The sequence below is a fragment of the Clavibacter michiganensis subsp. insidiosus genome (assembly GCF_002240565.1).
GTDB classification, from domain to species: Bacteria; Actinomycetota; Actinomycetes; order Actinomycetales; family Microbacteriaceae; genus Clavibacter; species Clavibacter insidiosus.
In genome coordinates this window covers 1-21138 of the sequence record NZ_MZMO01000001.1, presented here as the reverse complement: position 1 = coordinate 21138, position 21138 = coordinate 1, and the positions used below count along the sequence as shown (strand labels likewise).

Genomic DNA, 21138 nt, shown 5'->3' with positions numbered 1-21138 from the left:
GCGGCTCCTCCTCGAGCTCGGTGTGGGCGCCATGATCCGCGATGCCGTGCCCGCCGTCTACGGGCACTCCGGTCCGAGCTCTGGTTAACCGCTTTACACGACCCCCGATCCGGTGTTAGCGTCGCCGCCATCGGGTGCGCGACGACGCCTCCCGGATGCGTGCGGAGCTGGCGGATCACGGTGTCGTCGAGCCCCGGACCGACCGCCACCTCAAGGAAGAGACCACGCGATGTCCCCTCGATCCACCGCCCGCCGCCGCCTCATCGGCGCCGCCGCCTTCGCGGCCACCGTCCCCCTCGTGCTCGCCGGCTGCTCCGGCGGCGGGGGAGGCGGATCCTCGTCCGGCGGGGATCCGAAGACGATCACCGTCACCGACTACTACAACGAGGGCAACGACGACACCGTCATCGGCGACACCCTCCAGAAGTGCGGCGAGTCGCTCGGGATCACCATCAAGCGCACGTCGATCCCGGGCTCGAGCCTCATCCAGAAGGTGCTGCAGCAGGCGTCGTCGAAGACGCTGCCCGACGTGCTCATGCTCGACAACCCCGACCTGCAGCAGATCGCCGCGACCGGCGCGCTCGCCCCGCTCGAGGACTTCGGCATCTCCACCGACGGCTACGCGAAGGGCGTCGTCGACGCGGGCACCTACGAGGGCAAGACGTACGGCCTCGCGCCGACCGTGAACACGATCGCGCTGTTCTACGACAAGGCCATGCTGGCCGACGCCGGGATCCAGCCGCCCACGACGTGGGACGAGCTGAAGACCGCGGCCGCCGCGCTCAAGGACGGCGACCGCTACGGCATCGCGATGGACGCCAACGCCACCTACGAGGGCACCTGGCAGTTCCTGCCCTTCATGTGGTCCAACGGCGGCGACGAGAAGGACATCGCCACCCCCGAGACCGCGGAGGCGCTGCAGCTCTGGACCGACCTCGTGAAGGACGGCTCGGCGTCGCAGAGCGTCGTCAACTGGACCCAGTCCGACGTCAACGACCAGTTCATGGCCGGCAAGACGGCGATGATGATCAACGGCCCGTGGCAGATCCCCGCGCTCACCGAGTCGGGCGTCGACTACGGCATCGCCAAGCTGCCCGCACCCGAGGCCGGCGGCACCGCCGTCGCCCCGCTCGGCGGCGAGGTCTGGACCGTGCCGCAGACGGGCGACAAGGAGAAGCAGGCCACGGCCGCGAAGGTCGTCGAGTGCCTCAACTCCGACGAGAACCAGCTCGAGATGGCCAGCAAGCGCTTCACGATCCCGTCGAAGACCGCCGTCGCCACCGAGTTCGGCCAGCAGGTGCCCGAGGAGCAGGTGTTCGTCGACCTCGTCGCCGACGCCCGCGCCCGCACCGGCGAGCTCGGCGCCGACTGGCCGAAGGCCGCCACGAAGATCTACACGGCCGTCCAGTCGGCGCTGACCGGTCAGTCCTCCCCGGAGGACGCGCTGAAGAACGCCGAGCAGGGCTGATGGCGACGACCGCCGTCCCCGCCCGCCCGACCGCGCAGGCGGCCGGGCGGGCCCGGGGCGCCGGGGACGCCGCCGCCGCGCGGGGCCCCGTGCGTCGCCGTCCCCGCTTCCGGTGGGAGCGCTTCTTCCAGGCGATGTTCCTGGTGCCGGCGGTCGTGTACCTCGTGCTCTTCTTCGGCTATCCCGTCGTGAAGAACATCGTCATGAGCTTCCAGGAGTACACGACGACCACCTTCTACACGGGCGAGGCGCCGTGGGTCGGGTTCGCGAACTACGCATCGGTGCTCTCGTCGGGGATCTTCTCGACGGCGCTCCTCAACACGTTCCTCTTCACGATCGGCTCGATCCTCGGCCAATTCGTCATCGGGCTCGTGCTGGCGCTGTTCTTCCGCCGGTCGTTCCCGCTCAACGGGCTGCTGCGGGCGCTGCTGCTCCTGCCGTGGCTGCTGCCGCTCATCGTCTCGAGCGCGGTGTGGAAGTGGATCCTCGACCAGGACTCCGGCGTGCTCAACCAGTTCCTGCTGGGCACGGGCGCGGTGCAGGACCCGGTGCCGTGGCTCACGAGCCCGGCGTTCGCGCTCATCACGGTGATCGCCGTGAACGTGTGGATCGGGATCCCGTTCAACACGACCATCCTCTACGGCGGCCTGCAGGACATCCCGCCGGAGCTGTACGAGGCCGGATCCCTCGACGGGGCCACCGGCTGGCGCGGCTTCCGGCACATCACCTGGCCGCTGCTGCGACCCGTGGTGGGCGTCGTGCTCGTCCTCGGCGTCGTCTACACGATCAAGGTGCTCGACATCATCCTGGGCCTCACGAACGGCGGGCCCGCGAACTCGACGCAGACCATCGCGACGCAGTCGTACACGCTCTCGTTCCAGCAGTTCGACTTCGGGTCGGGCGCCGCCCTCAGCAACATCCTCATCGCCATCTCGGCGGTGTTCGCGGTGGTCTACCTCCGCGCCAACAGGAAGGCCGTCGATGACTGACACCGCCGAGCGCCTCGCGCCACCCGCGCCACGCCGCCTGCCGCACCCGGTCGGGTCCCGCCGACCCCGCGCCGACCGCAGCTGGATCTCGACCGTCGTCGGGATCGTGATCCTCGCCGTCATGCTGTTCCCCGTCTACTGGATGGTCAACATCTCCCTGCAGCCCGCGGGCCCGGCGATCCAGGCGGCGTGGTTCCCGTTCGAGGCGCAGTTCCAGGGCTACGCGACCGCGCTCTCCGAGCAGGGGCAGGCGCTCGGCACGAGCCTCGTGATCGCGCTCGGCAGCGTGGTGCTCAGCCTCGCCATCGCGACCCCGGCGGCGTACGCGCTCGCGCAGTTCCGGTTCCGCTGGATCAACATCGTGCTGTTCGGGATCCTCATCTCGCAGATGATCCCGGGCATCGTCGTCGCGAACGCGCTCTACGCCGCGTACAACGACGTCGGGCTGCTCAACTCCATCCCGGGCCTGATCCTCGCGGACTCCACGGCCGGCATCCCGTTCGCGATCCTCATCATGCGGGCGTTCATGGCGGGCATCCCGCCGTCGATCATCGAGGCCGCGAAGGTGGACGGCGCCGGGAACTTCCGGGCCTTCCGCTCGATCGTGCTGCCCGTGAGCCTCAACGCCGTGATCACGGCCGGGCTCTTCACGTTCCTCTTCACCTGGAGCGACTTCCTGTTCGCGCTGACGCTCACGACGACCGACGACGTGCGCCCCATCACGCTCGGGATCTACCAGTACATCGGCACGTACACCGCCGACTGGAGCACGGTGATGGCGACGGCCGTGCTCGCGTCGCTGCCCGCGATCGTGCTGCTCCTCGCGGCGCAGCGCTTCATCGCGGCGGGCGCGACGGGCGGCGCGGTCAAGTGATCCGGCTCCCGCCCGCCCGCGCCCCCGACCCGCGGCGCGCCCCCGCCGACCTGCCGCACGACCCCTCCGAGAGAGAGACACCATGACCGACACCGCATCCCCCCTCCGCGTCACCGTCTGGGGCGAGAACCGTCACGAGCAGATCGAGCAGCACGTCCGCGACCGCTACCCGACCGGGATGCACGGCGCCGTCGCCGAGGGCGTGCAGGAGAACCTGCCCGCGGCGCACGTCGAGATCGCGACCATGGACCAGCCCGAGCACGGCCTCACCGAGGAGCTGCTCGCGCGCACGGACGTCCTCACCTGGTGGGGCCACGCGGCCCACGCCGAGGTGGACGACGAGATCGTCGCGCGCGTGCACCGCCACGTGCTCGACGGGATGGGCCTCATCGTCCTGCACTCCGGGCACTGGTCGAAGATCTTCACGAAGCTGATGGGCACCACGTGCACGCTCCGCTGGCGCAGCGAGCACGACCGCGAGCTCGTGTGGACCGTGAACCCGCAGCACCCCATCACCCGCGGCGTCCCGAACCCCATCGTCATCGACGAGCAGGAGATGTACGGCGAGTACTTCGACGTGCCCACGCCCGACGAGCTCGTCTTCATCTCGGGCTTCACCGGCGGCGAGGTGTTCCGCAGCGGCATGACCTACCGCCGCGGGTTCGGCCGGATCTTCTTCTTCTCGCCCGGCGACCAGGACTTCCCCGTGTACCACCACACGGACGTCCGCCGCGTGATCGCGAACGCCTGCGAGTGGGCGCGGCCCGACCGCCGTGAGACGCCGACGCTGCTGCGCTACGAGCTCGGCGAGTACTACGACGGCACCGACTACGCCGGGGCGCTCGAGCGATGACGGACGTGGAGGAGCGCGCGGGCGCCGCCCACCGGATCGTCGCGCCCGCCGACGGCGCGCCCCTGCGGGTCGTGCAGGTCGGCGCGGGCGGCATGGGGCAGCAGTGGTTGCAGACCATCGCGGAGGATCCCGACGTCGAGCTCGTGGGCGTCGTCGACCTCGACGAGGAGGCGGCTCGGGCGGGCGCGTCCGCGCACGGGGCGTCGGCCGAGGCGTCCACCGACCTCGGCGAGCTCATCGCGCGGGTGCGGCCCGACGCGGTGATCGACGTCACCATCCCGCGCGCGCACCACCCCGTCACCACGCAGGCGCTGTTCGCGGGGATCCCGGTGCTCGGCGAGAAGCCCGTCGCGCTCACGGTCGCCGAGGGGCTGTCGCTCGCGGCGGCCGCGGAGATCACGGGCGAGCTGTTCATGGTCAGCCAGTCGCGCCGCTACAACGACCACCTCGTCGCGCTGAAGCGCCGGGCGGCCGACCTCGGCGGCGTCGGCATCGTCACGACGGAGTTCTTCAAGGCCCCGCACTTCGGCGGGTTCCGCGAGGAGATGGACGACGTGCTGCTGCTCGACATGGCCGTGCACCAGTTCGACGCCGTGCGGTACCTGCTCGACGCGGATCCCGTGAGCGTCTACTGCGAGTCGTACAACCCCGCGTGGAGCTGGTACCGCGGCGACGCGGGCGCCACCGCGGTCTTCGCGTTCGAGGGCGGCGTGCGCTACGTCTACACGGGCAGCTGGTGCAGCCCGGGCGCGGAGACGTCCTGGAACGGATCCTGGCGGGCCAGCGGCGCGCACGGCACCGCGCTCTGGGACGGCGATCACGCGCCGACGAGCGAGATCCCGGACGCGCCCGACGGCCCGCCCGCGGAGCCTGCGCCCGCCGAGTCGGTGGGGGTCGAGATCGCCGGGTCGCTGCGCGCGTTCGTCCGGGCGCTCCGCACGGGCGAGCGGCCGCACGGCGAGGTGCACGGCAACGTGATGAGCCTCGCGATGGTGGAGGCCGCGATCGAGTCGAAGGGCACGGGCCGGCGGCTCGCGATCGACGACGTGCTCGAGCGCGCCTACGCGACCGCGCTCGCCGACGAACGGCGCGACGACGTGCGCGCGCGGCTCGAGGCGTGGCGCGAGCGGGGCGTGCGGGAGGCGCTCCAGGGGCCGCCGGCCTCCGCGGGCGCCGCGGCCGTCGCCCGCCCGGCCGCCGCCGGGTAGCCTCGTCGGGTGGGGATCCAGTGACCGGCGACGAGACGGGCCGCGCCGTGCCGCTCGCGCCGGATCCCCGCTCCCGCGAGATCCCGCCCGCCGGCGACGCCCGCTCCCGCGGCACCACGCCCGACCACGTCCGCCGCTCCAACCTCGCGACCGTCCTCCAGATCGTGCACGAGACCGGCCCCGCGTCCCGCTCCGAGCTGACGCGCGAGACGGGCCTCAACCGTTCCACCATCGCCGCGCTCGTGGGCGAGCTGCAGGAGCTGGGGCTCGTCGTGGAGTCGGAGCCGCCCGGCACCAACCGCGTCGGCCGGCCAAGCCCCATCGTCTCGGCCGACCCGCGCGTGGTCGTCCTCGCGGTCAACCCCGAGATCGACGCCGTGACGGTCGGGCTCGTCGGCCTCGACGGCGTGGTGCAGCAGCGGATCCGCCGCGACACGGACGGGGTGCCGACCGCCGCGCAGGCCGCCCGGGTCGCCGCCGCGATCATCGACGGGATCCGCGCCGACCTCCGTGCCACCCGGCCCGACGCGCGCGTGCTCGGCATCGGCGTCGCGGTCCCCGGCCTCGTCCGCTTCGACGGCGGCATCGTCCGCCTCGCGCCGCACCTCGGTTGGGTGGACGAGCCGTTCGCCGCCCTCCTGGCCGAGGCCACCGGGCTCCCCGCGCTCGCCGCGAACGACGCGAGCCTCGCGGCCGTCGCGGAGGGGCGGTTCGGATCCGGCCGCGACGTCGACGACCTCGTCTACCTCAACGGCGGCGCGTCGGGCGTCGGCGGCGGCGTGCTCATCGGCCGGCGCCCGTTCGGCGGCGCCGAGGGCTACGGCGGCGAGCTCGGCCACACGCTCGTCGACTCCGGCGGCGAGCTCTGCCACTGCGGCGCCGTCGGCTGCCTCGAGACGACCGTCGGGCAGGACGCGCTGCTCGAGGTCACGGGCCTCCCGCGCGCCCGCGCCGACGAGCTGGGCGACGTGCTGGCGGCGGCGCTCGAGGCGGGGGATCCGCCGATCACCCGCGAAGTCGAGCGGCAGATCGACAACCTGGCCGTCGCGCTGCGCAACGTCGTCAACATCTTCAACCCGTCGCTCGTGGTGCTCGGCGGGTTCCTCGGGTCGCTGCACGCGGCGGACCCCGACCGGATCCTCGCCCGCGCCACCGCCCAGGCGCTCCCCGGCGCGCGCGAGGCGCTGCGGATCCGCCGCGCCGCCCTCGGCCCCGACCGGCTGATGATCGGCGCGGCCGAGCTGGCCTTCGCGCGCGTGCTCGTGGATCCGTCGGGCGTGATGCGCGCCGCCGCCGACGCGGAGCGCACCACGGCGTGAGCGCGCCGGTGGATCTCGTGATCCTCGACGGCGACGGCGTGCTCGTCGACAGCGAGGTGCTCGCCGTCGAGGTCGACCGGCGGGTGCTCGGGGAGCTCGGCTGGGACGTCACGACCGAGGAGATCGTCGAGCGCTTGGTCGGGAAGTCGCACGCGGCCTTCACCGCGGAGGTCGCCGCGCACCTCGGCCGCGACCTCGCCGACGACTGGGACGCGCCCTACGCGCACTGGTACGGGGAGGCCTTCGAGGAGCACCTGCGGCCGGTCGACGGCATCGCGGAGGCCCTCGACGCCATCGCCCTGCCGACGTGCGTGGCATCCAGCGGCGGCCACCCGAAGATCCGCGCCGACCTCGCGCGCACGGGTCTGCTCGGGCGCTTCGACGGCCGCATCTCGAGCGCCACCGAGGTGGCGCACGGCAAGCCCGCGCCCGTCCTCTTCCTCCTCGCGGCGTCGCGGATGGGCGTGGATCCCGCGCGCTGCGTCGTCGTGGAGGACAGCCCGTACGGCGTGCAGGGTGCGCTCGCCGCGGGCATGCGCGCGCTCGGCTACGCGGGCGGGCTCACCCCGGCCGACCGCCTGCGCGATGCCGGCGCCACCGTCTTCGACGACATGCGCGACCTGCCGCCGCTGCTGCGGGAGCTCGCGGGCTGAGCCGGAGGGCCCCGCCCGGTCGACGGCGGCAGGGTCACCCCGCGCTGACGGCCCGCCGCCGCACCAGGCGGACGACGAGCGCGCCGAGGATCCCGACGACCACCGCCACCGCGAGCTGCCCGAGCGCGCCGCCCTGGCCTCGGAGCACCTCGCCGCCCACCATGCCGCCCGCCTGCACCAGCTCGAGCGGGTAGCGCAGCAGGCTGCGGTTGCCGAGGGCGTAGGTGACGCCGACCACCACCGCCGTCCCGAGCCAGAGCAGCAGCACCGCGACGACCGACCCGATCACGCGGCCGACCGTGCGCAGCCCCGTGAGCGCGATGGCGACGCCGAGCACGACGGGCGGCACCCACGAGATCACGGGCAGGATCGCGTACGCGGTGTCGCTCAGCAGCCCGCCATCGCCGGGGGACACGAGCCCGCCCAGCCACTCGCGGAGCAGCACGACCGGGACGGCCGCCGCGACGACGGCGAGACCGGCGGGCGCGCGGGCGACGAGGGCCGCGACGACGCCGGCGAGCAGCACCATCGCCGCCGTGCCGACGACGAACGCGACGAGGTGCACCTGCGCCTCGCTGATGCCGGCGCCCGTGCGGTTCCCCCCGGCAGAGACGTCGTCCATGCCCAGCCCGTCGGCCGTGACCACGGACGTCTGCACGAGGGCGACGACATGGACGAGCAGGAGGCCGGCCACGACGAGCCAGGAGCCGTGCCGGGGGAGCCGCGTGCGGAGGGCGCGCGCCGCGGCGCCCGCGATGCCGCCGCCCACGAGGATCACCGCGGCCAGCAGGCCCGCGGTGTACTGGTTGAACGGCAGCAGCGCGATGGGCATGTCGGCCGCGGACGTGATCTCCTCCCGCCACAGGTTCTGCAGCGGGAGGCGCAGGCCCGCGAGGATCCAGGGCAGCAGCCCGAGTACCGCGGCGGCGACGCCGACGGCCAGGGCGAGGAGCGCGCCGCGGACGCCGGGGATCGCACGATCCGCGGGCCGGTCGAGGGTCGTGTCGGGCGCGGGCGCGGCGTCGGGCGTCGTCATCCGCCCACGCTAGCGACGCGGTCGCCCACGCCGCGCGCCCCCGATCGGGACGGCCTGTGCACTCCCGCGGCCACCCGGGCGCGTCGTCTGCCTATGCTCGCGGCACCCGACCGACCGACCCGATCGCCCGACCCGACCCCATCCGCACGCTCCTGAAGAACGGATCCGCCATGCCCCGCCGCGCCCTCATCGCCACGTCCGCGTTCGCCGTCACCCTCGCCGCTCTCCTCGGCGCCGCCGCACCCGCGCAGGCGTGCCCGCGCGACCCGGCGGAGCAGCAGGCGGTCACCGCCGTCGCGTCCGCCGCGCTCGACCGCCTCGAGATCGCCGACGACGTGGCCGCGTCGAAGTGGCTGTCGGGCAAGGCCGTCGCGGATCCCGCGCGCGAGCAGGCCGTCGTCGACGCGACGATCGCCGCCGCGAAGGCCGACGGGGTCGACCCGGTCGCGGCCGAGCGCATCATCCGCGCGCAGATCCTCGCGAGCAAGCAGGTGCAGTACGCGCTCATCGTCCGCTGGCACGCGCACCCCGACGAGGCGCCCACCACCGCGCCCGACCTCACCACGAGCGTGCGCCCGCGCATCAACGCGGTCGACGCCCGGCTCGTCCCGGCCATCGGCGCCGCGTCCGCCGCGCTCGACGACCAGCAGTGCGGCCACCTCGTGAAGGACGCCCGCGGCCAGCTCGGCCAGGGCCTCGACGACGCGCACCGCAAGGCCTTCCGCACGGCCCTCGCCACCGTCTGCACGCCGGAGTCCTGAGCCGGCCCTCCCGACCCGGTCGGGTCAGCTGCCCCGACGCGCTGGCCCGGCCGACCCACCCCTGCGCGCGTCCGTCCTCCGGGGCGGGCGCGCGCTCTCGTGCGCGGCCCGCGTCCGGCGGCCTGGCCGCGCGGCCCGAACATGATCACGGCGACGCCGAGCAGGCAGACGACGGCGCCGATCACGTCCCACCGATCGGGCCGGTATACCACCACGGCTTCCCCTCGCGCACCGCCTGCCAGACGAGCCAGGCGCCGCCGATCTCGGCGACCGCGGCGAGGGCGAACAGGATCACGGTGCGCAGCAGCATGCTCCGAGCAGGGCGGAGCCGGACGGGCGGGTCAGCGGGTCAGGCCACCGTCAGCCCGTGTCACGCGGTCGACGCGATGTCGGCCGCGAACGCCGCCACCCGATTCCGCAGGTCGTCGATGAGCTGCGCGGTCGCCGCCGCGGGGTCGAAGCCGAGGTACGGGATCGGCCGGGGCTTCCGCACGTTCGCGCTGCACTCGAAGTCGGTGCAGACGAGCGTGCCGACGGTGTTGCCGTTGCGGCCGGCCGCGCCCGCGCGGCGCGCGCCGTAGAACACGACGGGGTTCGGCAGGCGCACGTCCTGGCACCACGTGCACTGGGCGCGGGATCGCGGGGCGGTCGACGACTGCTGCAGCAGCACGCCGATCAGCTCGTCGCCCACGGGCGCGACGACGATGCCGCGCTGCGGGGCCTTGGGGTCGCGCCAGCCGAGGAAGTCGAGGCGGTCCCAGGCGAGGTCGGCGAAGCCCTCGGGGAGGCGGAGGTCGCGGGCCTCGCGCTGCGAGGCGTTGACGAGCGAGGAGCGGATGGCGGATTCGGTCAGGGGGAGCATGCGGTGCCCTTCGTGCGGGGTCGCGGCGGTGCCGCGGGAACGGGTGTCGGGACGGCGGCCGGATCCACGTGGATCGACGGCGCGCCGGGTGCGGCCGGCCCTCGCGGGCGCGGCGACGGATCCGGTGACTACCTGGTGCCGGCGGACGTGCCGCCGACGACCTCCCCACGCCCCGAGGGCGTCGTGCTGCTCGTGATGCTCACGCGACAACGGTACCCCGCGTGGGGGAATGCGCATCAGGCGCTCGCGCCCGGCCACACGTAGTCGAGGTCGTCCGGATCCCCCGGGAACGCCGGCCGGTACAGCTCCGGCGCCTTGGCCAGCAGCTTCGAGCGGTGGGAGAGGTGCAGCTCCGCGCGGCCCCACCACGGCGGCAGCTCGATGCGACCCTCCGTGTAGGCGACGAGGTCCTCGGGCACCTCGGCGATGACCGCGAGCGTCTTCTCGAAGCACGTGTCCGCGAAGCCGCGGCGGGTCCACTCGGCGCACGTCGCCTCCTGGTACTCCATGAGCGCGGGCCGGTAGCCGCGCCACATGCGCGTGACGGGGTGGCTCTGCCAGCCGTAGCCGGCGACCGTCACGGCCTTCATCACCTGGAGCGTCTCGACGCGCTGCTTCCCGAGCCGCTTGTCGTCGAGCACGGCCATGCTCTCCGCGAGGTCGGGATAGGGGAGGAACGTCTGCACGCCCCCACTCAACTCCGGGGGCGGGCGAGCCGGGTCAGCGCGACCAGGCGTACGGCGTGGTCGTCGAGCAGGCGACGAGGCCGGAGCGCTCGAGGATGGGGCGGGAGAAGTCGGTCGAGTCGCTGTGCATCAGGGTGCGGCCGGCGGCGAGGGCCGAGCGCGCGCGGGCCGCGGTGAGGGCGCGGTAGATGCCTCGCCCTCGCCACTCCGGCAGGGTCGCGCCGCCCCAGAGGCCGGCGAAGTCGGATCCCGCGACGGGTTCGAGCCGGCCCGCCGAGACGATCCGCCCCTCGGCCCAGGCAGCCCACATCTCCATGCCGTCGTCGAGACCGAGGCGGCGGATCATCGCGTCGGCCTGGTCGGTGGAGTCCACGTCGCCGAAGACCTCGGCCTGCATGGCGCTCATCGCCCGCACGTCGGCCTCCGCGGTGATGCGCCGGAGCGTGACGCCCGCGGGCAGCGGCACGTCGACCGCGAGCGCCCGGGCCTCCCCGAGCATGATCGACTCGCGCTCCTCGGGGACGAAGCCGTTCGCACGGAGGACACGATCGAGCCCGGGGGCGCGGTCGTGCCCGCGGGTCTTCCACTCCACGGTCGTGATCGCGGGGTCGTCGCGGAAGCGCGCGAGCGCGGTGGGGACGAGCTCGCGCAGGCCGGCCTCGTCGAGGCCGCCGAGGTCGGCGTACGTGACGAAGCCGCGCCCGCCGGGGAAGACGGCGAGGCGCATCGGGCCGAGCACCCGCACGTCGAGCGCGTTCGGCGTCTCGGAGTCGGTGCGGAGCTGGGCGTCGTAGGCGGCGAGCAGGGCGGCGGCGGATCCGGCGGTGGGGGTCACGCGGTTCACCGTACGGGCACGGGCAGCCAGGCGAGCTCGACGCGCACGGCGTCCTCGCCGAACGCGATGCGCTCGCCGGCGGGGTGCTCGCGCCCGTCCACGCGCACGGACGCCGCCCGGGGCAGCCGCAGCGCCGTCCCGCCGGCGGGCGCCAGCCACCCCGCGCCCGGCACGCGCCGCACGGCGAGCGCGGCGCCGTCGGGATCCCAGTCGAGCCGGTCGACGACCAGCCCGCCGCGCGCGCGGAGCCCGGTGACGGATCCGCGCGCCCACGCCGCCGGCAGCGCCGGGAGGACCGCGAGCGACCCCGCGTCGGATCCGAGCAGCATCGCCGCGACGAGCGCGGGGAGGCCGCCGCTCGCGTCGAGGTTGAAGAGGCGGCCGGCGTCATGCCGGCTCGTGAGGGCGGGGCTCCAGTGGTCGACGGCGAGCCACTCGACGCACGTGAGCGCGGACTCCGCGTCACCGAGGGCCGCGGCCGCGAGCCCCACCTGCACGAGGCCGAACGCCATCTCCATGCGGCCGGGCGGTGGGGTCGGGTCCTCGGCGCGCCACGCGATCTCGGCGGCGACGGTGGCGGCGGCCGCGGCGAGGAGGCGGGCGGCGTCCCGGAGGATCGTGACGTCCATGGTCGCGTCGGTCGCCGCGGGGACGCGCTCGCCGCCGTGCCCTGCCACACGCCCTGCAGGGTGGCCGGCAGCTCGCCCGTGGAGGAGATGATCGCCGCGCGGCCGCTGGTGTACGCGACCTCGACGACGCGGCGACGGGCGGCGGGGTCGCCGGCGCGGGCCGCCGCCCAGAGGTCCTCGGTGGTGGTGGGGTCGGCGTCGGCGTCGCTCGCGGGCGCCTCGCCGTGGAGGTCGAGGGCGGATGCGGCGACGAGCCGGGCGTGCGTCGCGCGCTGTGCGGCGCGCAGGTCCTCCCACGCGGGCATCGCGGCGGGCGGACCGTCCGGGGTGGGATCCGCGGCGGCGGGACCCGTGGCGACGGCCAGCCGCAGCAGCCGCGTCGCGCCCGGGCCGGTGCGGATGCCCGTGCGCGCGGATCCGCCGTCGACCTCCCAGGCGACGCCCGCGTCGACCGCGCCCGGAGCGTCGACCGCCGTGACCGTCCGCAGCGCGTCGTCGCCCGCGCCGGCCTCGGCCGCGAGGATCCCCCGCGCGCCGCCCGCGACCGACGCGCGCACCGCGGCGGACGCGTCGGGCCCGCCCGTGTACGCGGCCGTCGCGTCACCCGCGCCGAGGCCGAGCTCGACGACCGCCTCGGAATCCCGGTCGGACTCGAGCGCCATCCAGCACGCCGTCCCGTCGCGCGGCGCGATGAGGCGCAGCGCGTGCCGGCCGCTCGCGAGGTCGGTCCACGCGATGGCGGACTCGCCGCCGACCGGGTCCATGGTGCGCCGCATGTCGGCGACGCCACCCGCGGTGCGGATCACGAGGGTCGCGCAGATGCCCAGCGGATCCGTCCAGACGAGGTCGTCGCCGTAGCCGCTGTCGCGCGCGCCCGCCATCAGCTCGGCGCTCGCCGTGTCCGGGTCGCCCGCGAGGAGGGCGCGGCGGATGGCGCCGAGGCGGGGCCGCAGGTCGGGCGCGTGCGGTCGCGGGTTCACCGGCGGGAACCAGAGCTCGTGCGCGAGGGAGACGGTGATCGCGTCGGCCGGCCCGTGCGCGACGGCGCCGACGCGCCCGCTGCCGACCACGACGCCCTCCTCCCAGGTCGGCGCCGCGGTCGCGGTCGTGAAGGCGGCGGGGAGGTGCGCGTCGTCGCGCGAGGGCGATCCGATGATCGGGTCCTTCCGGTCGGGTGTCGGTTCGTCGCGGGCGGCACCACGGTACCCGGCGGCGTCGCGCTCGCGAGCGGGTCGTCCCGCGCGGGAGGGCGGGGCGGATCCCGACGGCGCCCCGCCCGCGCGCCCTAGGATCGCGGGATGCTCGGACCCCTCCCGCGCCTGGATCCCCCCGCCCGGCGCATCCTCATCGGCGCGGCGTCGGGAGCGGGCAAGACCACGCTGGCCCGGCGGGTGCAGGAGCGCACGGGCCTCCCGCACACCGAGATGGACGCCCTCTTCCACGGTCCCGCGTGGACCGAGCTGCCCACGTTCCGCGACGACGTCGAGGCCTTCTCGTCGCGCGACACCTGGGTCACCGAGTGGCAGTACACGACCCAGCTCGGGCAGCTCCTGCCGTCGCGCGCCGACACCCTCGTGTGGCTCGACCTGCCCGTGGCGGTGCAGATGGGGCGCCTGATCCGCCGGACGGTCGTCCGCCGCTGGCGCCGCGAGCCGCTCTGGCACGGCAACGTCGAGCCGCCGATGCGCACCGTGCTCACCGACCCCGACCACATCGTGCGGTGGGGGTGGCGGGGGCGCGCGAAGGTGCGGAAGCGCGTGATCCTGGCGGCGATCGAGCACCCGCACCTCCGGATCGTGCGGCTGCGCTCGACCCGCGACGTCGATGTGTGGCTGCGCGGGCTGCCGGCGGCGGGTCAGCCGAACGCGGGTCAGCCGCCGGAGCCGCCGGCCGCAGCGGGGTAGAGGTCGCTGCACCACATCCCGGCCGGCACCGGGCCGTCCATCGACAGCTGCGGGAAGGAGCCGAGCTGCGGCGCGTCGGAGACCATGTCGGCGCCGTTCACGGCCGACCAGAGCGTGCCCGCGAAGTCCTCGCGCGTCGGATCCTGGTCCGTCGCCCACAGCGCCACGCGACCGTCGGACGCCGGCCCGGCCTCGGGGTCGTCGCCCACGGGCCCGATCGTCCCGGCGAGGGTCCAGACCTGCTGCTCCTCGTCCCACCGGGTCTCGAGCCCGTCGAGCCGCAGTCCGGGGAACGGGCCGTCGTGCGCGGCGATGCTCGCGTTCACGGCCGCGAGCGCGTCCGCCCCGTGTCCGGGCGCCGCGCACCCGCTCAGCGTGAGGACGGCGGCGGCGCACAGGCCGGCCCAGGCGACGGTGATCCGCGGAGCGCTCATGTCCGGACCCTAGGGCGTCACGCGGCCCGGGCGGCGGGCTCGCGGCGATCCGCACCCGGACTGGAGTGGTCGGCGGCGGGCCCGGTGTCCGCCGCGTCCCCGGCGCGTGCCGCTGCCCGCCGCGCCTCCGTCGCCAGCACCACCGCCACGCCCGCGCCGCACAGCACGAACCCCGCGAGCGTCACCGCCGTGATGCGCTCCCCGAGCAGCAGCGCGCCCGCCGCCGCGGTCGTCGGCGCCACGAGGAACAGCAGCGCGTTGAGCGCCGTGATCCCGACGCGCTCGAGCAGCCACCAGTACAGCCCGTACGCGCCCAGGGTCGGCACGAGGGCTGCGACGGCGGTGGTGATCCAGAACGCCGGATCCGCGGGCGGCGCCAGCGTGCCGGTCGCGACGGCGGCCACCACGAGCGCGACCGTCGTGACGACGACGTGCACGGTCAGCGTCACGAGCACGGGCGGACGGCCGGACGACCGGCGCTCGAGGAACGTCCCCGCGACCAGGCACGCCATCGCCGCCGCGGGCAGCAGGTACGCGACGGGATCCGCATCCGCCGCCCCCGCCTGCGACCGCACCACGAGCACCACGCCGACGGCGCCGAGGGCGAGCCCGGCCCACTGCGCGCCGCGCACGCGCAGCCCGAGCAGCGGCCCGACGAGCGTCGCGACGACGAGCGGCTGCACCGCGTCGATGAGCGCCGTCGTGCCGGTCGCGATGCCCGCGCCGATCGCCGCGTACACGAAGGCGCAGTAGCCGAGCTGCGCGCACGCGCCGATGAGCGCCTGCCGCCCGAGCGTCCGCGGCGCGATCCCGCGCGCCGCGCCGGTCGCGACGACCACCGCCACGAGCACCACGGCGAGCGGCGCGAACCGCCAGACGAGCAGCGTCGTCGCGGGCACCTCGACCGTGCCGACGGCCGCGATGAGGAAGCCCGAGCTCCACGCGAGCACGAAGCCGGCGGCGGCCACGGCGGTCACGAGCGGACGAGGTATACCGATCTGTCTACTTGTCATGGGCTCGACTATACAGACCGGTAAATTCGACGCATGCCCACCGCCGTCCCCGACCTCGCCCCGCTCACGCCCGGGGCCCGCCGCGTGCTCGACGCGGCGTCCGAGCTCTTCTACGCGCGGGGGATCCACGTGGTCGGCGTCGACGCGATCGCCGCGGCCGCCGGCGTCACCAAGAAGACGATCTACGACCGCTTCGGCTCCAAGGAGCAGCTGGTGGTGGCGTACCTGCAGCACCGCGACGCCCGCTGGCGCGAGCACCTCGCGGCACGGCTCGCGCGCACGCCGGAGCCCGGGATCGACCGCGTGCTGGCGGTGTTCGACGCGGCCGTCACGTGGGCCGACGCGAACACGCCCAAGGGCTGCAGCGCGATCAACGCGCGCGCGGAGCTCGGCGAGGGCGACCTGGGCGACGAGGACGACGGGCACGACGTGCTCCCCGAGGTCATGCGGCAGAAGGCGTGGATGCTGGACCTGCTGCGCGACCTGTGCCGCGAGGCCGCCGTGCCGGATCCGGCCGCCACCGCCCGCACGCTGATGCTGATCTACGAGGGCGGCCTCGTGACGCTCGGCATGGGCACCTTCGCCCGGCCGATGGCGGTCGCGCGCGACGCCGCGCGCGGGCTGCTCGCGGCGGCGCTCCCGGCGGAGGCGGGCCGGTGAGCGACGAGGCGCCGTGCCCGTTCGCTACGGCTCCGACCCGTTGCCCGGCTTCGCCTCACCCGAGGATCGCGCGGAGTACGCGGGTCTGCTGTGGGGTGCGCTCCCGGCGTGATCCCCGGATCCCCTCGGCGGCGCGTCCTCCCTCTCGGCCGGGCGCGGTCGCGCGGCGGCCGGGCGATCCGGGTGGGACGCCGAGAGCGGCGTGCGACCGGGGTCGCACGCCGCTCTCATCGGGCCCGGAGGCCGTGCGTCGGATCTCGCGGGGGCAGGAGCTGGCGGAGTCGCTGATCGCGGCCGACACCGGCTGGGCCGGGCGGACGTGCTTCTCGTAGGCGCTGTTGCCGTCGAGGTAGGTCTTCAGGAAGTTCGTCACCGCGTCGCGGACGGTGCCGTCGGTCTTCGCCCGAGCCGCGTAGTGGTCCGCGCCGCGGAGCTCCAGGTACTGCCTGGGGGTGGAGGCGGGGATGGGCTCGTCGGCGGGCTCGCCCATGAACGACGCCGGGCGGTCGTGTCGGCCTGGCCGGTGATGACCAGCGTGGGCGTGGTGATGGTGGGGTACGTCGGCGACGGGGTGGGGTGGTACGGGTCGGTCGCGTCGGCCGGGAAGTCGTCCGGCATGAGGGCGACCGCGGCCTTGAGGCCGTGCTGCTCCACGGCGGCCTGCAGGGCGCCGCCGCCGGCGAGCGAGTAGCCGACGACGCCGATGTCCGCGGGTTCCACCTGGTCCTTGACCGGGCTCGCGGTGGCGAGGTACTTGGCCGCGGCGAGCATCTCGTAGGAGCGCTGGTTCGGGAGGTCGTAGCCGCCGAGGGTGTCCATGTCCAGCACGATGGAGCCCTCGCCGGCGAGGTCCTTGGCGAGCCAGCCCAGGACGGACTGGTCGCCCTTGAGGCCCGGGGCGACGACGATCGCGCCGAGGGTCTTCTTGCCCGTGTCCTGCGGGGCGTAGAGGGTGGCGTCGCCGAAGCCGCTGCCGTCCGTGGCGGGGATCGTGTGCTGGCTGAGGGGGTACGGCGCGTGGTGGTGGGCGGACGCGCTGTCCGCGGTGGCGGCGTGGGCCGGGGTGGCGGCCTGCGCGGCGGTGGGGACGCCGAGGAGGGCGAGCGTCGCGAGGGCGGGGACCGCGACGGGGCGGGTGCGGAAGGCGGAGCGGGTGACGGACATGGTCGTGTCATCTCTCTGTCGTGGGCAGTGATCGGCGTCTCGGCGGGAAGACCCTCGCCGGACCGCGATGACCACAGGGGCGCGGTCCTGAGAACCGTTCCCGACCGTCCTCAGACCCGGCCGCCCGTGGACAGACGGAGCGCGGGACGCGCGATCGTGCTGCGGGGGAGGGGGCACCCGATCCGCCCGGATGCGGACGGTCACCCGTCGCGGGACGTCGACTCCATGGCCAGGGTGCTGCGGAACGCGGCGCGTGTGCTCCTGGCGAGGTCACGGGGCGCGGCGGCGAGGATCCGGCCGCTGGAGTAGCAGGCGAGGGCGAGCTGCGCCCGCCGTGGTCGCGATCGTCGGGGGAGCGCCGTGCTCGACGAGCGCCTGTGCGAGGGCGGTCGCGATCTGCTGGTCTTCAGCGCCTCGCGTGCGCGCAGCTCGTCGTGCGCGCCGAGGAGGCGCGTGTGCCGCTCGTACGCGCCGAGGTCGGCGGTCGCCTGCTCGCACAGCCGGAGCACCAGGGGCTCGAGCGCGCGGAGGGCGCCGGCGAGGCCGTCCACGGGCTGCGGGGAGACCACGCCCCGGATGTCGCGTCGGCGATCGCGTCGACATCGCCTGCTCCTTGGCGAAGACGACCTCGGTCTTGTCCCGAAGTGCCGGAAGAACGTGGTGCGCCCCACTCGGCGCGCTCCGCGATGTCCGTGACGGAGACGCGGTCGAAGCCCGCTCGGAGAAGAGGGCATCCGCGGCGTCGATGATGCGGTTCCGTGCCGCGCGCTGCTTCCGCTCGATGAGCGACAGGGAGGGTGCCTCCGTCTCCGAGGTTCGCTCCGCCATGCGCCGACACTACCATCCGCGCCGATCCGGGTCCCGTAATGTACCGAGTCTGTTACGGTACTCAGTACCAACCCAAGGAGGAACCATGCTCACCGCCCTCGATCGCCAGCAGATCAACGAGACGCTCGCCCGCCATGCCCACGTGGTCGACGAGGACCGGCCGGACCTGCTCGGGGAGGTGTTCACCACCGATGCGACGTACGACATGACCCGCTCGGGATGGGCGCCTTCCAGGGCATCGACGCCATGCGCGCCGCGGCGGAGAGGATGTCCGCCGCCGGCGTCGCTCCCTGTCGCACTTCGTGACGAACGTCGTCATCACGGAGACCGGGGCGTCGACCGCGTCGGTCCGGTCCAAGGGGCTGATGATCATGCGCGACGGCGGACTCCACGCCGTCGTGTACGACGACGGGGTCGAGCTGCACGACGGGCGCTGGCTGATCGCGAGCCGGGTCATCTCGCCCGTCGCGGCCGCGACGGCGGACGTGGGCTGACCGAGCGCCGAGACGACCCCGTCACGAGGGAGGGAGGAGGAGCGAACCCGAAGCGCTCCTCCTCCCCTCCGTGGGACGGACGCCTACTTCGTCGGCGTCGCCTTCACCAGGAACTCGACGGTGCCCTTGTCCTGGACGCTCACGAAGCCGAGGTCGGGGCCTGGACGCGTAGTCGGAGAAGGTGACGGGGATGGATCCGCTGATCTGCACGCCGTCGCCCGAGAGCGCGGCCTGCAGCGGCACCGTGCGGTCTGCGTCACGCCGTGCATCGTGAGCTCGCCGGTCGCGTCGACCGTCGCGACCTGGCCGCTCGCGGGCACGGCCGCGTCGACCGGCTGCGTGGAGCGTGAAGGTCGCGTCGGGGTATTCCGAGACCTCCATGGCGGTGCCGCGGAAGTACTCGTCGCGGGGTGCCGCGTCGGTGGCGATGCTCGCGACGTCGACCTTCACGGTCGCGGCCGTGAGGGTGGATCCGTCGACCGTCACGTCGCCGGTCACGTCCTCGGTCTTGCCGACGACGGTCACGTCGGTGCCGTTGAGCACCTCGGCGACGCGGTAGCCGGCGGTGCTGCCGGTGCCGATCTGCCACTCGCGACAGGTCGCTCGTGTCGAGCGTGGAGTCGGCGGGGTCGGCCGAGACGGACGGGGCGGCCGCAGGGGGGCCGACGATCGCGTCGCGGTAGATCGCGGGGCCGAACGCGGCGGCGCTGACACGAGCACGACGACCACGGCCGCGCTCGTGCCGAGGATGATCTTGGTCTTCTTCTGCATGGGGTCTCTGATCCGGATGGTGCGTCTTCGTCCGCCGCGATGTGACGCGCCGACATGGAGGACGACGGACCAGCCGCGGAGAACGTTCACGGGTTCAGGGTCCTGCAGGTTCGCGGCGATCGCGGGCGCGGCGCCCCACGCGCGGACCCGCCGCCGACGAGCGTCGGCGGCGGTCCCGGTCGTGCGTGCGGCGCTCCCGCTCCGCGGATCAGCGGCCGGTGGGGTTCCAGCCGTCCGTGCCCGCGAGGTAGCGCTGCGCCGTGAAGGTCGCCGCGTCGGCGTCCGTCAGCTGCGGGCGGGTGGCGGGATCCACGATCGCGGCGCCCGGGCCCGTGTTGCGGTGCTCGGAGAAGCGGCCCGCGGTCCACGGCGTGACCGCGTCCCAGTCCTTCCACGGACGGGCGGCGTTGATCCCCTCGCCGAGCTCCGTGCCCCGCACCACGACCTGCGCCTTGCCGGTCGTGGAGTACGGGCGGCCGAGCGCGATGGATCCGGCGGCGCCGTCCGTCACGATGCGGCTGTCCTGGATGAGGAACCCGTACGCCGAGCCCGCCGCGACGGACGAGTCGGTGAGCGAGGCGCCCGGCCGGTCGAGCACGTGGATCGTGCTGCGGTCGACCACCGTGACGGCGCGGCCGAGGATCAGGTCGGACCCGCCTCGAGGTACGAGCCGGTCACGTAGACCCGGCTGTAGGTGGTGACGTTGGCGGTGGAGACGAGCAGGGTCTGCTTGTCGCCGAGCAGGCGCACGTGGTCGAGCACCTGCCTGTCGCCGGACTTCACCTGCACGGCCGTCGCCTGCGCGCGACCGCGGTCGCGACGCTCTGCACGGTCACGTCGCGGAGGGTCCACTGCGGGGCCGAGACGGTGAGCGTCGCGACGGCGCCGCCGGGCGCGGTGAGCACGACGTCGCCCGGGTCGCCGGTCGCGCCGACCACGTTCACGCCGTAGCGGTTGCCGGAGACGACGCCGCCCGCGTACGTGCCGGGCTTGACGAGGATCGTCCGGTAGCCCTGCGTCGTGTAGTCGGCGTTGTTGGGCAGCGAGCCGGTGGGGGTCGGTGGAACCGAGCACCTGCGCGAGGCTCGTGGCGTCGCCCGAGCCGTCGGCCGCCACCACGATGTCCACCTTGATCGGCGTCGCCTTCGCCACCGCGGAGGCCGCGGAGGAGTTGGCGGAGCCGTCGGTCGCGACGACCGCGTAGGAGTACGCGGTGCCGATCGCGGCGGTCGTGTCGGTCCAGCGGGTCTCGCCCGGTCCGACGGTGCCGACGACGACGGACGCGCCGTCGCCCGTGGAGCGGAGCACGTCGTAGCGGGTCACGTCCGTGTCGGGCACGGCGGCCAGCGGACGGTCACGGATCCGCGGCCGAGCTCCGTCGTGACGGCGGAGGGGATGGCCGGGGCCACGGCGTCGCCGGCGCGCGGGGTGCCGGTGGCGACCGCGGACGCCCGACACGAGGCGGGTGTCGTCGATCGGTCACCGTGTAGGCGTACGCGGTGTCGTTGACGAGGCCCGTGTCGGTGAAGGCGGGAGCCGCGAGCGGGTGCCCGTGAGCTTCTCGCCGTCGCGGTACACGTCGTAGCCGGCGATGTCGGCGCGCGTTCGCGGTCCAGGAGAGGAGGACCTTGCCGTCGGCGCCGGTCGACCACGCCGACGGGGGCGCGGGCGGCGCCGTGTCGACCGGTCGGGCGTCG

At 74.6% G+C, this 21138-nt stretch carries 25 protein-coding genes and 4 pseudogenes; 13 read left to right on the top strand and 16 right to left on the bottom strand.

The features are described 5' to 3' along the window. Positions 1 to 229 precede the first annotated feature (229 nt). The 7 genes from B5P21_RS00130 to B5P21_RS00100 all read left to right on the top strand — a co-directional run bounded on the left by B5P21_RS00130 (position 230) and on the right by B5P21_RS00100 (position 7364). Positions 230 to 1468, top strand: coding sequence for a sugar ABC transporter substrate-binding protein (locus tag B5P21_RS00130; protein WP_045526278.1), 1239 nt, complete (start codon positions 230 to 232; stop codon positions 1466 to 1468). Continuing rightward, positions 1468 to 2457 carry a carbohydrate ABC transporter permease gene (locus B5P21_RS00125; protein ID WP_045526280.1) on the top strand — a complete coding sequence of 330 codons (990 nt, stop codon included), beginning with the start codon at positions 1468 to 1470 and terminating at the stop codon, positions 2455 to 2457. Before B5P21_RS00130 ends, B5P21_RS00125 begins: the two co-directional genes overlap by 1 nt. Then, a complete protein-coding gene (locus B5P21_RS00120; RefSeq protein WP_094170622.1) occupies positions 2450 to 3331 on the top strand; it encodes a carbohydrate ABC transporter permease in 882 nt (293 codons plus the stop codon). The genes B5P21_RS00125 and B5P21_RS00120 overlap by 8 nt, the downstream gene beginning before the upstream one ends. Positions 3332 to 3413: 82 nt before the next feature. Then, the gene (locus B5P21_RS00115; protein WP_045526282.1) at positions 3414 to 4184 is read left to right on the top strand and encodes a ThuA domain-containing protein; all 771 of its coding nucleotides are present in this window, start codon (positions 3414 to 3416) and stop codon (positions 4182 to 4184) included. Further along, a complete protein-coding gene (locus tag B5P21_RS00110; protein ID WP_094170621.1) occupies positions 4181 to 5392 on the top strand; it encodes a Gfo/Idh/MocA family protein in 1212 nt (403 codons plus the stop codon). The genes B5P21_RS00115 and B5P21_RS00110 overlap by 4 nt, the downstream gene beginning before the upstream one ends. Before the next feature lie 20 nt (positions 5393 to 5412). Next, positions 5413 to 6711, top strand: coding sequence for an ROK family transcriptional regulator (locus tag B5P21_RS00105; protein WP_172457203.1), 1299 nt, complete (start codon positions 5413 to 5415; stop codon positions 6709 to 6711). Continuing rightward, positions 6708 to 7364 carry an HAD family hydrolase gene (locus tag B5P21_RS00100; protein ID WP_045526286.1) on the top strand — a complete coding sequence of 219 codons (657 nt, stop codon included), beginning with the start codon at positions 6708 to 6710 and terminating at the stop codon, positions 7362 to 7364. The genes B5P21_RS00105 and B5P21_RS00100 overlap by 4 nt, the downstream gene beginning before the upstream one ends. A 34-nt stretch (positions 7365 to 7398) precedes the next feature. On the opposite strand, the gene B5P21_RS00095 is transcribed toward B5P21_RS00100, so the two are convergent. Beyond that, positions 7399 to 8400: a hypothetical protein gene (locus B5P21_RS00095; RefSeq protein WP_045526287.1), complete on the bottom strand. Its 1002-nt coding sequence runs from the start codon at positions 8398 to 8400 to the stop codon at positions 7399 to 7401. A gap of 170 nt (positions 8401 to 8570) precedes the next feature. Between B5P21_RS00095 and aroQ the strand changes: the two genes are divergently transcribed. Then, complete coding sequence (aroQ, locus tag B5P21_RS00090) at positions 8571 to 9161, top strand: gamma subclass chorismate mutase AroQ (RefSeq protein WP_094171370.1); 591 nt, start codon at positions 8571 to 8573, stop codon at positions 9159 to 9161. 116 nt (positions 9162 to 9277) lie between these two features. On the opposite strand, the pseudogene B5P21_RS00085 reads toward aroQ, so the two are convergent. The 6 genes and pseudogenes from B5P21_RS00085 to B5P21_RS17660 all read right to left on the bottom strand — a co-directional run. Next, positions 9278 to 9471, bottom strand: a pseudogene (locus B5P21_RS00085) (YnfA family protein); the annotation flags it as partial. 60 nt (positions 9472 to 9531) lie between these two features. Beyond that, positions 9532 to 10023 carry an FBP domain-containing protein gene (locus B5P21_RS00080; RefSeq protein WP_094170620.1) on the bottom strand — a complete coding sequence of 164 codons (492 nt, stop codon included), beginning with the start codon at positions 10021 to 10023 and terminating at the stop codon, positions 9532 to 9534. 236 nt (positions 10024 to 10259) lie between these two features. Then, positions 10260 to 10709 carry an MSMEG_6728 family protein gene (locus B5P21_RS00070; RefSeq protein WP_045526294.1) on the bottom strand — a complete coding sequence of 150 codons (450 nt, stop codon included), beginning with the start codon at positions 10707 to 10709 and terminating at the stop codon, positions 10260 to 10262. A gap of 34 nt (positions 10710 to 10743) precedes the next feature. Next, positions 10744 to 11544 (bottom strand): GNAT family N-acetyltransferase, encoded by an 801-nt coding sequence (locus tag B5P21_RS00065; RefSeq protein ID WP_045530083.1) that lies wholly within the window; start codon positions 11542 to 11544, stop codon positions 10744 to 10746. A gap of 5 nt (positions 11545 to 11549) precedes the next feature. Then, positions 11550 to 12221, bottom strand: coding sequence for a glycoside hydrolase family 95-like protein (locus B5P21_RS00060; protein ID WP_045526296.1), 672 nt, complete (start codon positions 12219 to 12221; stop codon positions 11550 to 11552). Between the two features lie 596 nt (positions 12222 to 12817). Beyond that, positions 12818 to 13243 (bottom strand): annotated as a pseudogene (locus B5P21_RS17660) (glycoside hydrolase family 95 protein); the annotation flags it as partial. Positions 13244 to 13471: 228 nt separating this feature from the next. Between B5P21_RS17660 and B5P21_RS00045 the strand changes: the two are divergent. Beyond that, a complete protein-coding gene (locus tag B5P21_RS00045) occupies positions 13472 to 14077 on the top strand; it encodes a P-loop NTPase family protein (RefSeq protein ID WP_045526300.1) in 606 nt (201 codons plus the stop codon). On the opposite strand, the gene B5P21_RS00040 is transcribed toward B5P21_RS00045, so the two are convergent. Further along, entirely contained in the window at positions 14044 to 14511 is a 468-nt protein-coding gene (locus B5P21_RS00040; RefSeq protein WP_045526302.1) for a hypothetical protein, read from the bottom strand. The genes B5P21_RS00045 and B5P21_RS00040 overlap by 34 nt on opposite strands. A 17-nt stretch (positions 14512 to 14528) precedes the next feature. Beyond that, positions 14529 to 15524, bottom strand: coding sequence for a DMT family transporter (locus tag B5P21_RS00035; protein ID WP_045526304.1), 996 nt, complete (start codon positions 15522 to 15524; stop codon positions 14529 to 14531). A gap of 33 nt (positions 15525 to 15557) precedes the next feature. Between B5P21_RS00035 and B5P21_RS00030 the strand changes: the two genes are divergently transcribed. Further along, positions 15558 to 16184 carry a TetR/AcrR family transcriptional regulator gene (locus B5P21_RS00030; protein WP_045526306.1) on the top strand — a complete coding sequence of 209 codons (627 nt, stop codon included), beginning with the start codon at positions 15558 to 15560 and terminating at the stop codon, positions 16182 to 16184. A 55-nt stretch (positions 16185 to 16239) separates the two neighbouring features. On the opposite strand, the gene B5P21_RS16980 is transcribed toward B5P21_RS00030, so the two are convergent. The 3 genes from B5P21_RS16980 to B5P21_RS17075 all read right to left on the bottom strand — a co-directional run bounded on the left by B5P21_RS16980 (position 16240) and on the right by B5P21_RS17075 (position 17917). Beyond that, complete coding sequence (locus tag B5P21_RS16980; RefSeq protein ID WP_210433757.1) at positions 16240 to 16557, bottom strand: hypothetical protein; 318 nt, start codon at positions 16555 to 16557, stop codon at positions 16240 to 16242. Beyond that, positions 16554 to 17348, bottom strand: coding sequence for a dienelactone hydrolase family protein (locus B5P21_RS00025; RefSeq protein WP_210433756.1), 795 nt, complete (start codon positions 17346 to 17348; stop codon positions 16554 to 16556). The genes B5P21_RS16980 and B5P21_RS00025 overlap by 4 nt, the downstream gene beginning before the upstream one ends. Before the next feature lie 200 nt (positions 17349 to 17548). Next, positions 17549 to 17917: a hypothetical protein gene (locus B5P21_RS17075; RefSeq protein ID WP_094170617.1), complete on the bottom strand. Its 369-nt coding sequence runs from the start codon at positions 17915 to 17917 to the stop codon at positions 17549 to 17551. A 176-nt stretch (positions 17918 to 18093) separates the two neighbouring features. Here B5P21_RS17075 and B5P21_RS17655 point away from each other — a divergent pair. Continuing rightward, positions 18094 to 18381, top strand: a pseudogene (locus tag B5P21_RS17655) (nuclear transport factor 2 family protein); the annotation flags it as partial. Between the two features lie 73 nt (positions 18382 to 18454). Beyond that, a pseudogene (locus B5P21_RS17475) lies at positions 18455 to 18670 on the top strand (nuclear transport factor 2 family protein); the annotation flags it as partial. Positions 18671 to 18691: 21 nt separating this feature from the next. Here B5P21_RS17475 and B5P21_RS00010 read toward each other — a convergent pair. The 4 genes from B5P21_RS00010 to B5P21_RS16700 form a co-directional block, all read right to left on the bottom strand. Further along, positions 18692 to 19441: a YceI family protein gene (locus B5P21_RS00010; protein ID WP_094170616.1), complete on the bottom strand. Its 750-nt coding sequence runs from the start codon at positions 19439 to 19441 to the stop codon at positions 18692 to 18694. 208 nt (positions 19442 to 19649) lie between these two features. Continuing rightward, on the bottom strand, positions 19650 to 20063 hold the full coding sequence (locus tag B5P21_RS00005; RefSeq protein WP_094170615.1) for a pectinesterase: 414 nt from the start codon (positions 20061 to 20063) through the stop codon (positions 19650 to 19652). Positions 20064 to 20083: 20 nt separating this feature from the next. Further along, complete coding sequence (locus B5P21_RS16705) at positions 20084 to 20230, bottom strand: hypothetical protein (RefSeq protein ID WP_165770586.1); 147 nt, start codon at positions 20228 to 20230, stop codon at positions 20084 to 20086. Beyond that, positions 20221 to 20379 carry a hypothetical protein gene (locus tag B5P21_RS16700; protein ID WP_165770585.1) on the bottom strand — a complete coding sequence of 53 codons (159 nt, stop codon included), beginning with the start codon at positions 20377 to 20379 and terminating at the stop codon, positions 20221 to 20223. Before B5P21_RS16700 ends, B5P21_RS16705 begins: the two co-directional genes overlap by 10 nt. Before the next feature lie 122 nt (positions 20380 to 20501). Here B5P21_RS16700 and B5P21_RS16965 point away from each other — a divergent pair, with 122 nt between their 5' ends. Next, a complete protein-coding gene (locus tag B5P21_RS16965; protein ID WP_210433754.1) occupies positions 20502 to 20645 on the top strand; it encodes a hypothetical protein in 144 nt (47 codons plus the stop codon). Positions 20646 to 21138 lie beyond the last annotated feature (493 nt).